Source organism: Rhizobium sp. BK212, from assembly GCF_014197475.1.
GTDB lineage: Bacteria > Pseudomonadota > Alphaproteobacteria > Rhizobiales > Rhizobiaceae > Rhizobium > Rhizobium anhuiense.
In genome coordinates, this window is sequence record NZ_JACIFS010000001.1 from 22,486 (window position 1) to 35,161 (window position 12,676).

Consider the following 12,676-nt stretch of genomic DNA (forward strand, 5'->3'; position numbering starts at 1 on the left):
TTCAGTACCAGACCCGTTGCGTGCCCACCCCATCGATGGTGACGTCGACATAGTGGGGCTGCGATCTCACCATCGGGCGAGCGGTCGGATAACCCATGCATTGGCGCCGACCATCGACCAGCTGCCATCGCGGCGCCAAAACCGAATTGTTGCTGGAACTGCTGCTCTCCCCGAGATCGGGGCAGAACGCGTCGCTCACCGGCTGAAGGGCGATCGACACGCAGGTTATTTCCTGCCCGCGCGGACCATAATCGCTTTGCAGCCGGTATCCGCTTTCGCAGTAATACGGCTCATAGCCCGGGCGGGAACTGTGGAAGGTGGCGCCGCTGCAAGTGGGGAACGAATGCCCCTCGGCAAGCTCGCGCCAGAGCTTTTCGATCGGCGGGCGGCATTCTGCAAACTGCGTCGGGCCTCCGGGGTTGGAAAGGCACAGAATAACCTCGCAACCCCACTCATTTGCTTGCGCCCTGCCTGGTGAATTAAGATAGGGTGGCAATATGCAGCAGGCCGCGACAACCGTGTTGAACAGAAGGTTTTTCATGAGCACGACCCTTCAAAGACGTCCCATTGCGGAAGAGGTAGCGTGGTGCTAGTGCGATTTATACTGATTTATATAACACAGTAAAAAGACATGACAAGAGCAATTGCAACCCAGTGGCGTAATCTGGCTTTCTCAGGCCTTATCCTGCATGAGATCCTCGATCACCCCCAGGAAGACGAGACGCCTCAGGCAAGGCTGAAGCAGGTCGGCATGATGACGGTCCTCTACAGCATGAACCAAGCGCACCAGAAGCTAACTCTTTCCAGTATCATGGAAATCACGGCCCTAACGCGCAGCGGCGTCAAGGAGACGGTGGACCTTCTGGTGAGGCGAGGAATGTTGACCGAGACGATCGTCAAGAACTCTATGGGTCGTGGAACGGCGCGTCAGTTCGAGATCTCGGAAGCGCTTCTGGAGAAGCTAAGTTCGTTCGGAAACGAATGAGCAGCGGATTTAAGTGACGTTTTTCAGATCGTCCAGCATTCGGCTGCCATACCCTCCGGCGGATGATCTGGTAAACTGAGCTCATGATGACACCCGATCAATACAGTTTTCGCAGAGCGACACTGAACGACCTCGATTTGCTCATGGAATGGCAATCAAAGCCTCATCTGCGTGAATGGTGGAACTCGGATGAGCCATACGATGAAGAGCTGACCCTCGGGTAGCACGCTGGATTGTTTCATCCTTCGGACTTCCCTTCGCGTTCATGCAGGACTACACAGTCCATGGGTGGGAAGATCACCATTTTGCCAAACTTCCCGAGGGTTTCGCGGGGAATTGACCAATACATTGGCGACCCCGATACGATCGGTGTTGGGCACGGATCAGCATTTATCGGCGCCAGAATGCAGGCTCTCTTTGATGAGAAGGCGCCGTGATCGCAACCGATCCTCATCCTGGCAACGAACGAGCGATTGCCGTCTACAAAAAACTGGTTTTCGAACCGTTCGGACCGCCCCAGGAAACTCGGTGGGGCCTGATCTTGCCAATGATGGCGACGCGCTAAGGGTGGCAATCCACGGCAGCTTTATCCTCGGAGCAGAGCTTCTTTACATCGGCGTGATCCGACCCGGCACAGCTTAACAATCCCGAACAGGACGTCTTTGAGCGCGGCTGTCTCCCTGCCAGCAGGCGCCTAGGCTCCTGTTGTATTTAGACTAGAAGTTAGAGTTGAAGTGTCCGTGTTTGTGCAAAGTTGGAATGTCACTCCGCCCGGGTTTCGATGAGGTGGGGGTGCCATCTCGATCGAAACTGCATCAAGCCCTTTATGCGAGCCGTCGCATAGCCGTCAGCTGTTTGCCAACGCCTCTCCCCAACGTCCTTCTCGAACCGACGCGTGACATCGACCTGCAAATCAGGCCCTTGGACGGGATCGAGCGGCGGCTCACCGCACAATTCCGGTACCGATCAGTTTGACAACTACAGGTTCGCGCAAGCCAATCTGATTACACTCCTCTTTGCTGGGCAGTGAATTTTCAGAGCGTTGGTTCTTTTCAGAGCCCGGCCAAACAGGCGGTGCAGGCTTCGAAACGCTGAACTTTATTGTATTGGCTAACGCAAGAGTTTTTACATATGACGTCGATTGTTTCCTCCCTTACCAGCAGTCAGATCAGGTCTCTTGCAACGTCCACGGTTGCAGCCTGGACGACGGAAGATGTGGCCTCGCTTACCACCAAGCAGATCAGCGCCCTTTCGTCGTCTCAAATCGCTGCTTTGGACACGGAAGATGTCGATGTTCTCAGCTCGCAGCAATTAAGTGCCATTTCACAAAGTGCCATTGTCGGTTTGACCGTGGATCAACTGGCTGTCTTGAACAGCACTGACATCGAAAGCCTGAGCTCGCTTCAAATTGCGGCAATCACGACCGCGCAGATTGGCGCATTGACGACAGATCAGGCACAGGCCCTGACCTCATCTCAGGTGGGTGCTCTCAGTTCGTTGCAGCTCGCCGCTTTAAGCGCCGCGGATGTGGCGACTTTCTCGACCACCGATCTCGCGGCGATCACCAGCAAAGCCATATCGGGCCTGTCCACGGCCGCTATCGCAACCCTCTCGACGGATCAGATCTCTGCCTTGAGCGCGAGCGCGATCGCGGGGCTCACCACCAGCCAGATCGCGGCGCTGAGCACATCGCAGATCGCCGCCTTGACGACGGCCCAGGTCGGCGCCCTCAAGGCATCGCAAATCGCGGCCATGGGCACGAAAGACATTGTGGTGCTTTCCACCGCCCAGCTTGTTGCTCTCAGCACAGGTGCGGTTGCGAGCTTGACGACCAACCAGATCGCCGCCCTGAGCACGGCACAGGCCGAGGCACTGTCGGCCACGCAGGTAAAGGCGCTGAGCTCTACCCAGATTGCGGCCCTGGGGACAGACGACTTGGCCACCTTCTCGACCGCCGATATGGCGGCGATCACCAGTCAAGCCATATTGGGCTTGAGCACGGGCCTTGTCGCCGCCCTTTCCACCGAACAGGTGGCTGCCCTGAGCACGATCGCGATCGCTGGTCTGACGTCCAGCCAGATCGTCGCCTTGAGCACGGCGCAGATTGCCGCCATGACGACGAGCCAGGTCAGCGCGCTCAAGGCATCGCAAATCGCGGTCCTCGACACGAACGACATCACGGTCCTTTCCACCGCGCAGGTTGCCACCATGAGCAAAGCCGCGATCGCTGAGCTGTCGACCAGCCAGATCGTCGCCCTCAGCACCGCGCAGATTGCCGCCTTGACGACGACCCAGGTCGGCGCCCTCAAGGCGTTGCAAATCGCGGTGATGGACACCAACGACATCACGGTGCTTTCCACCGCGCAGGTTGCCGCCCTCGGCACATCAGGCATTGCGGGTCTGACGTCCGGCCAGATCGCCGCCCTGAGCACGGCACAGGCCGAGGCATTGACGACGATCCAGGTCGCAGCCTTGAGCTCGACCCAGATCGCGGCCCTGGGAACGGACGACATAGCCACTTTCTCGACCGCCGATATGGCGGCGATCACCAGTCAAGCCATGCCGGGCCTGAGCACGGCCGTGATCGCCTCCCTCTCGACGGACCAGATCGAGGCACTGAGCAAGGCCGGCATTGCGGGCTTGACGAGCGAGCAGATCGCCGCCTTGAGCACGGCGCAGGCTGGAGCATTGACGGCGAGCCAGGCCGCGGTTTTGAGCTCCAGGCAGATTGCGGCTTTAGGTACGGCTATCGTCGCATCCCTGTCCACCGCGCAGGTTGCCGCCCTCAGCACATCAGGCATCACCGGGCTGACCTCCGACCAGATCGTCGCCTTGAGTACGACACAGACCGAGGTCCTGTCTGCCGCACAGGTGAAGGCGCTGAGCTCAACCCAGATCGCGGCGCTCGGAACGGACGACATAGCCACCTTCTCGACCGCCGATATCGCGGCAATTACCGGCAAGGCGGTCACCGGCTTGAGCACGGGCCTTGTCGCGGCGCTTTCCACCGCGCAGGTCGCGGCCCTTAGCACGAGCGCGATCGCGGGTCTGGCGACCAGTCAGGTCGAGGCCCTCTCGACGGAACAGCTTGTTGCTCTGAACACGAGCGCTGTCGTTGCCCTGACGACCGGTCAGATCGCCGCCTTGAGCCCATCGCAGGTCGCCGCCTTGACGACGACCCAGCTTGGCGCCCTCAAGGCATCGCAAATCGCGGTCCTGGACACGGCCGACATCGCGGCGCTTTCCACCACGCAGCTTGCCGCCCTCAGCACATCAGGCATCACGGGTCTCACCTCCGATCAGATCGTCGCCCTGAGCACGGCGCAGGCCGAGGCACTGACCACCTCACAGGTGAAGGCGCTCAGCGCCGCCCAGATCGCGGCGCTCGGAACGGACGACTTGGCCACCTTCTCGACTGCAGATATGGCGGCGATCACCAGTAAAGCGGTAACCGGCTTGAGCACGGCCGGCATTGCCGCGCTTTCGACGAATCGGATCGCTGCTCTGGGCACGAGCGCCGTCGTTGCCCTGACGACCAGTCAGATCGCAGCGCTCGGCACATCGCAGATTGCCGCCTTGACGACGGAACAAGTTGGCGCCCTCAAGGCGTCGCAAATCGCGGTCGTGAACACCAAAGACATCACGGTGCTTTCTACCGCGCAGGTTGCCGCCCTCAGCACATCCGGTGTCACGGGACTGACCTCCGACCAGATCGCCGCCTTGAGCACGGCGCAGGCCGAGGCACTGTCCGCCTCACAGGTGAAAGTGCTGAGCTCCGCCCAGATTGCGGCGCTCGGAACGGACGACTTGGCCACATTCTCGACCGCCGATATGGCGGCGATCACCAGCAAGGCCATGGCCGGCTTGAGCCCAGACGGCATTGCAGCACTCTCGACCGATCAGATCGCCGCCTTGAGCACGAGCGCCGTCGTTGCCCTGACGACCAGCCAGATCGCCGCCTTGAGCACCAGCCAGGCTGGCGCGCTGACGACGACCCAGGTCGCGGTCCTCAGCTCAACCCAGCTCGGCGCTCTTGGGACGGATGACATAGCCACCTTCTCGACCGCCGATATCGCGACGATCAGCAGTAAAGCCATATCGGGCTTGAGCGCAGAACAGATCGCAGAGCTTTCCACCGCACAGGTTGCGGCCCTCAGCGCGAGCGCGGTTACTGGCCTGACGACCAGCCAGATCGCAGCCCTGAACACCAGCCAGGTTGCCGCCTTGAGCACCGCTCGCGTTGCGGTGCTGAGTTCAACGCAAGTCGCGGCCCTGGGGGCGAATGTCGTCGCATCCCTTTCCACTGCGCAGGTTGCGGCCCTCAGCGCCGCCGGTACGGCGGGTTTGACCACCGAACAGATCTCCGCCCTGAGCACGACGCAGGCGGAAGCATTGACGACGACCCAGGCTGCAGCGCTGACTTCAACACAGTATTCCGCCTTGGGGACGGATGATATCGCGACCTTCTCGACCGCCGATATTGCGGCGATCGGCAGCAAAGCCATATCGGGCTTGAGCACGGCCGTCACGGCAGCCCTCTCGACGGATCAGATCGCTGCCCTGAGCGCAGCAGGGGTTGCAGGTCTTTCGAGCAGCCAGATCGCGTCCCTGAAGCCGGCGCAAATTGCCGCCTTGACGACCGCGCGGGTTGCGGTGCTGAGTTCGGCGCAAGTGGCGGCTCTCGACAAGGACGCCGTTGCTTCCCTTTCCACTGCGCAGATCTCTGCCCTGAGCGCGGCCGGCATTGCGGGTCTGACCACCGAACAGATCGACACCCTGAGCACGGCCCAGGCAGCGGCATTGACGACGACGCAGGTCGCCATGTTGAGCTCGACCCAGCTTGCGGCCCTGGATGCGAACGATATCGCCGCATTCTCGACCGCCGATATTGCGGCGCTCGGCAGCAAAGCCATATCGGGCTTGAGCACGGCCGTCATAGCAGCACTCTCGGCGGATCAGATCGCCGCACTGAGCACGGCCAGCGTCACAGGCCTGACCACCAAACAGATCGACGCGCTGAGCACCGGTCAAATTGATTCCCTGCTCACCAAGCAGGTTGCGGCGCTGAGTTCAACGCAAGTCGCCACCCTCGGTACGGATGTCGTCGCTTCCCTTTCCACCGCACAGATTGCCGCCCTGAGCACATCCGGCATTGCGGGTCTGACCACCGATCAGGTCGAGGCCTTGAGCACGGCGCAGGCAGAAGCATTGACGACGGCTCAGGTCGCCGCGCTGAGCTCGACCCAGGTGGGTGCTCTGGAACCCAATGACGTCGCCACTTTTTCGACCGCCGATATCGCGGCGATCACCAGTAAAGGCATGTCGGGCTTGAGCACGGCTGTCATAGCGGCGCTTTCGACGGATCAGATCGCCGTCTTGAGTGCATCCGCGATCGCCGGGCTGACCACCAGCCAGATCGCCGCCCTCGGCACGTCGCAGATTGCCGCCTTGACCACCGCGCGGGTTGGGGTGCTCAGCTCAGCGCAGGTGGCTGTTTTGAGCACCGATGTCATCGCCGCCCTTTCCACTGCGCAAGTCGCCGCTCTGAGCGCATCCGGCATTGCGGGTCTGACCACCGAGCAGATCGCCGCCCTTTCCACTGTACAGGCGGAGGCCCTGACGACGACGCAGGTCGCCATGCTGAGCTCAAATCAGATAGCCGCCCTGCAGACGGATGATCTGGCCGCTTTCTCGACCAAGGACATCGCGGCGATCGGCTCGAGCGCCGTATCAGGCTTGTCCACGACCGCTATGGCTGCCCTCTCGGCGGATCAAATCGCGGCCCTGAGCACGTCAGGCATTGCGGGTCTGACCACCGAACAGATCAATGCGCTGAATTCCGGTCAGATCGACGCCTTGCTCACCAGGCAGATTGCAGCGCTGAGTTCGACGCAAGTCGCCACCTTGAGTACGGATCTTCTCGCCGCCCTCTCCACTGAGCAGATCGCAGCCCTGAGCACATCAGGCATCGCAGGCCTTTCCACCACACAGATTGCGGCGCTGAGCACCGCCCAGGCCGAGGCCTTGACGACCACGCAGGTCGGCGCTCTCAATTCCAAGCAAATCGCTGCTTTGAGTCCGGACGACATAGCCACGTTCTCCACCAAGGATATCGCGGCCATCAGTTCGGGTATCATATCGGGATTGTCCACCGCCGTTATCGCGGCCCTCTCGACGGATCAGGTCGCGGCCCTGAGCACGTCAGGCATTGCGGGCCTTTCCACCAAACAGATCGTCGCTTTGAGCACAGCACAGCTTGACGCTTTGACCACCGCTCAGATCGGCGCCCTCAGTTCGACACAGCTTGCTGTGCTGGATGCCGACGACATAGCCACGTTCTCGACCAAGGATATCGCCGCCTTCAGTGCGAGCGCCATAGCGGGATTGCCCACCGCTGTCATAGCCGTCCTCTCGACAGATCAGATCGCGGCCCTGAGCACATCCGGCATTGCACAGCTTTCCACCAAACAGATCGCCGCCCTGAGCACCGCACAGGCCGAGGCATTGACGACGATCCAGGTCGGGGCGCTGAGTGCGACGCAGCTTGCGGCCCTGGATACGGACGATATAGCGACTTTCTCAACCAAGGATATGGCGGCGATCGGTTCGAGTGCGATCACCGGATTGTCCACGACGGTTATCGCCGCGCTGTCCAGTGCTCAGATCGCTGCCCTGAGCACGGCCGGGATTGCCGGCCTTTCCACCAAACAGATCGCGGCCTTGGACGCCGGGCAAATCGACGACTTGCTGACCAAGCAGGTTGCTGTGCTCAACTCGACGCAGATCGCCGCCCTGAGCACCGCTGCGGTCGCTTCCCTTTCCAGCACGCAAGTTGCCGCGCTCAGCACGTCCGGTATTGCGGGTCTGACCACCACGCAGATCGCTGCGCTCAACACAGGTCAGGTTGGGGCCCTGACGACGACACAGGTCGGGGCTCTCAGCTCCAAGCAGCTTGTCGCCCTGAGCACGGATGATATCGCGGCCCTGTCAACCGCCCAGATTGCGGCGCTGAGCACGACCGGCATCGCCGGCCTGACGACCACGCAGATTGCCGCATTGAGCACGGACCAGGCCGAGGCTCTGACGACGCCCCAGGTTGCGGTGCTGAGCTCGACCCAGATTGCGGCGCTCGGAACGGACGATCTCGAGACCTTCTCGACTGCCGATATCGCGGCGATCAGTTCGAGTGCCATTTCGGGATTGAGCGCGGACACGATCGCAGCCTTTTCGACGGACCAGATCGCGGCTCTGGGTACGGCTGGCATTGCGGGCCTTTCCACCGCGCAGATCGAGGCCTTGAGCACCGATCAGCTGGAGGCCCTGACCACAGCTCAGGTCGGCGCGCTTGGTTCCAAGCAAGTTGCTGTCTTGGCGACCGCTGATATCGCGGGACTGACGACCGCGCAGATCGCGGCACTCAGCACGGCCGGCATCGCAGGTCTGAGCGCCGCGCAGATTGCCGCATTGAGTACCGATCAGGCCAGTGCCCTGACGACACTGCAAGTCGCAGTCTTGAGCTCGACCCAGATCGCGGCGCTCGGAACGGACGATCTCGAGACCTTCTCGACCGCCGATATCGCAGCGATCAGTTCGAGCGCAATATCGGGATTGACCGCAGACACGATAGCAGCCTTTTCGACGGGCCAGATCGCGGCCCTGGGCACGGCTGGCATTGCGGGCCTTTCCACCGCGCAGATCGTTGCCTTGAGCACTGGCCAGCTTGAGGCCCTGACGACCGCTCAGGTCGGCGCGCTTGGTTCCAAGCAGGTTGCTGCCTTGAGTACCGATGATATCGCGGGACTGTCGACCGCGCAGATTGCGGCTCTGAGTGCCGCCGGCATCACAGGTCTTAGCAGCGCGCAGATTGCAGCACTCAGCACAGGTCAGGTTGAGGCCTTGACGACGACCCAGGTCGGGGCTCTCAGCTCCAAGCAGACCGCGGCGCTCGGAACGGACGATCTCGAGGCGTTCTCGACCGCCGATATCGCAGCGATCGGTTCGAGCGCACTATCGGGATTGTCCACGGCCGTTATCGCGGCTCTGTCGACTGCCCAGATCGCGGCCCTGAGCACGGCTGGCATCGCCGGCCTGGCGACCACGCAGATTGCCGCATTGAGCACCGATCAGGCCAAGGCTTTGACGACGGCCCAGGTTGCCGTGCTGAGCTCAGCCCAGATTGCGGCGCTCGGAACGGACGATCTCGAGACCTTCTCGACCGCCGATATCGCGGCGATCAGCTCGACTGCCATATCCGGTTTGAGCACGGCCACCATCGCAGCCTTATCGACGGGTCAGATCGCGGCCCTGGGCACGGCTGGCATTGCGGGCCTTTCCACCGCACAGATCGAGGCCTTGAGCACCGATCAGCTGGAGGCCCTGACCACCGCTCAGGTCGGCGCGCTTGGTTCCACACAGGTTGCCGTCTTGACGACCGATGATCTCGAGGCCTTGTCGACCGCGCAGATCGCGGCTCTAAGCGCCGCCAGCGTCGCCGGTCTGAGCAGCGCGCAGGTCGGTGCTTTGAGCATCGAGCAGGTTGAGGTGCTTTCCACCACACAGATTGCCGGGTTGAGTTCGGCCGGCATCGCGGGCCTCGCCACCGACGACCTCGCAACCTTCTCAACAGCCGATATCGCAGCGATCAGCTCGGCTGCCATACAGGGATTGTCTACCGACTTTATCGCCACTCTCTCCACGGCTCAAATTGCCGGCCTGGGCACGGCAAGCATTGCCGGTCTGAGCAGCGTTCAGGTCGCAGCCCTCAGTATCGAACAGGTTGAAGCGCTTTCCACCACCCAGATTGCAGCATTGAGCTCGGCTGGCGTCGCAGGCCTGACCACCGAGGATCTGGAAAGCTTCTCGACAAAAGAACTGGTGGCGATCAGCTCGAGCGCCATATCGGGATTGTCCACAGCCGTTGTCGCCACGCTTTCCAGCGAGCAGGTCGCCGCTTTGACAAAAAGCCAGGTCGCCTCGCTGGGTTACAAGCAGGTGGCGGCCATGAGCACCGATCAAATCGCGGCCTTGTCGACGGCGCAGATCAGTGCCCTGAATGCAGTGCAGCTCGCCGCACTGGACACGGACGACCTCGCTCTCTTCTCCACCGACGACATCATCGCCTTGGGTTCAAGTGCGATTTCGGGACTGACCACCAGAGCCATCGCCGCCTTGACGACAGAACAGGCGGAGGCTTTGACCTCAAGCCAGGTCACCGGCCTGACTTCGGCCCAAGTCGCGGCACTGACCACCGAGGAGCTGGCAACCTTCTCGACCGCCGATATCGCATCGTTCAGCTCGACCGGTGTGGCTGGATTGTCCACGGACGATATTGTGAGCCTGTCGAGCGAGCAACTGAATGCTCTCATGGAAACCCAGATGGGGAATCTGAGTTCGGACCAGATAGCGGCAGTCATTTCGGTTTATCTGAATGCCTGATCGCACGGCGGGAGCGCGAGCGAGCAGCGCAAGGATTTCGGCCATCGCAAGGGTCGCAGTCCCACGCTGATTTCAACAGGCGTCTGCCCGACATGTTTAGAGCAAGCTATCGCCGTTAGCTATCGTTAGCCTTTCGCAAATGGTAGCAATGCCGGCCGTCAATTCGTGGGATGTCCATGGTCACCAATGATGCATCAGCGCCAATTCCCGTTCCGTCACTGGCTGGGATCCTGGAGCTCGCGCGCACTCAGCGCCTTTCATTCACGGACTTGTTTCAGTTCGCCGAAAGTCGCAGCGCCGTCGGGCAGAGACTCGAGGCGGCAGACGTCTATAAAGTCTGGATCGCCTTCAACGAGACTCATCCTTTCCTGCATCTCGTCTATTTCAATTATTCGGTCACCCTGCGGCAGTTGGGCGACGTGGCAGGCTCGATCCACGCATTGCGCGCCTGCTTGAAACTTAATCCGCGCTTTGGACCGGCGCACATCAATCTTGGACGGGCGTTGGAAGACAGCGGCGTTGCCACGCAGGCCATTCTGCAATGGCAGAGTTTCGTGGAGATGACTGCGGAGAGCACAGCCGACGGGCTGCTGCATCGCCTGCTGGCGCTTCAGCACATCGGGCGCGTCATGGAAAACGCGGGCCTCCTGGAAGACGCGGAAACGGCATTGTGGCAGGCGATGGAACTGCGGCCCGACAAGACGGAAGCCGGGCAACATTGGAGCGCGCTCCGCCAGCGCCAGTGCAAGTGGCCGACGCTGGTGCCGTCGGACCATGTCTCCATGCGTCACCTGCTCGATTCCATGTCGCCGCTGGCGCTCGCCTGCTTTTCCGATGATCCATTATTCCAGCTCGCCAAAGCCTACCGCTACAACAAGGCCTTCGTCGGACGTCCGGATACCAGCGGCTTCTCACGCAAGGTGCCCAAGCAGAAGACGGGAACCGGCCAGCGCCTTCGCGTCGGCTATGTCTCCTCGGATCTGCGCGACCACGCGGTCGGTTTTGCGCTTAGAGAGGTGCTGGAGCTGCATGACAAGAAGAGCCTCGAAATCTACGCCTATTATTGCGGCGAGCCGGTTGCAGGGGATGCGACCCAGGCACGCATGAAAGCTGCCGTTGATTGTTGGCGCGATATTGCCGCGCTGAGCGATGCCGACGCTGCAAGGCAGATCGCCGACGACGACATCGACATTCTTGTCGATGTCAACGGCTACACCAAGCATGCACGAACGAAAATCTTTGCCTACCGGCCAGCGCCTGTGGTGGTCAACTTTTGCGGTTATCCCGGCACCATGGCCAGCCCGTTCCATCACTACATCATCGCCGACGAACACATCATCCCGCCCGAGAACGAGATCTATTATTCGGAAAAGGTGCTCAGGATTGCCTGCAACCAGCCGATCGATCGCAAGAGGGTGATCGCCGAAAGGCCGTCGCGAGCAGAAGCCGGGCTGCCGGAAGACGCCTTCGTTTTTGCCTGCTTCAACGGCATGCAGAAAATCACGCAGGAAACCTTTGCCGACTGGATGAAAATTCTTCTTGCGACGACCGGCAGCGTGCTCTGGCTGCTCGCTGGAAACGACGATGTGGATCAACGCCTGCGCCAGGCAGCGGAGAAAGCCGGTGTCGCGCCGGAACGGCTCATTTTCGCGCCCAAGGCGCCGAATGCGAAGCATCTCGCCCGCATCGCGCTCGCCGACCTGTTCCTCGACACATTTCCCTATGGAGCGCATTCCACCGCAGCCGACGCGCTCACCATGGGACTGCCTATCCTGACATTCCCCGGCAAGAGCTTTGCCGCGCGTTTCTGCCATAGCATCGTTGCCGCCGCCGGCGTCCCGGAACTGATCTGCTCGGGGCCGCAGAGCTACATCGAAAGAGCCATTGGCTTTGCAAACGACCCCAAGAGCCTGAGAACGATCAGGGAATCCTTGCAGGCAAAACGGGAGAGCTGCACGTTGCGCGACATTCCAGCTCTTGCCGCCCGCCTCGAGGCGCTTTTCTGGCAAATGCAAGCAGAATCCGAAGGCGGTGAAACACCTGTGCCGGACTTGCGCAACCTCGACATTTATTACGACATCGGGATGGAACTCGTTCAGGACAATATCGCGTTTTCGGACGATCGGGCTTACAGGCAGGCTTACCGCAACAAGCTGGCCGAATGGCACGATTATGCGCCTTTCCCCTACGACAGCCGCCTGGCGACGGAAGGGTTCACCGCCTCGACAATAAGCGCCACCGGGAAGAGCTGATCGG

The 12,676-nt window shown here is 61.1% G+C and carries 4 protein-coding genes; 3 read left to right on the plus strand and 1 reads right to left on the minus strand.

The genetic code is table 11. From position 1 onward, the window contains the following. Window position 1: 1 nt before the first annotated feature. Window positions 2–541 (minus strand): hypothetical protein, encoded by a 540-nt coding sequence (locus FHT79_RS00125; protein ID WP_097542455.1) that lies wholly within the window; start codon window positions 539–541, stop codon window positions 2–4. 90 nt (window positions 542–631) lie between these two features. Here FHT79_RS00125 and FHT79_RS00130 point away from each other — a divergent pair, with 90 nt between their 5' ends. The 3 genes from FHT79_RS00130 (at window position 632) to FHT79_RS00145 (ending at window position 12,672) form a co-directional block, all read left to right on the plus strand. Then, on the plus strand, window positions 632–985 hold the full coding sequence (locus FHT79_RS00130; RefSeq protein WP_097542456.1) for a MarR family transcriptional regulator: 354 nt from the start codon (window positions 632–634) through the stop codon (window positions 983–985). A gap of 1,131 nt (window positions 986–2,116) precedes the next feature. Beyond that, window positions 2,117–10,420 (plus strand): hypothetical protein, encoded by an 8,304-nt coding sequence (locus FHT79_RS00140; RefSeq protein WP_183902846.1) that lies wholly within the window; start codon window positions 2,117–2,119, stop codon window positions 10,418–10,420. A gap of 176 nt (window positions 10,421–10,596) precedes the next feature. Continuing rightward, on the plus strand, window positions 10,597–12,672 hold the full coding sequence (locus tag FHT79_RS00145; RefSeq protein WP_132573423.1) for a glycosyl transferase: 2,076 nt from the start codon (window positions 10,597–10,599) through the stop codon (window positions 12,670–12,672). Window positions 12,673–12,676 lie beyond the last annotated feature (4 nt).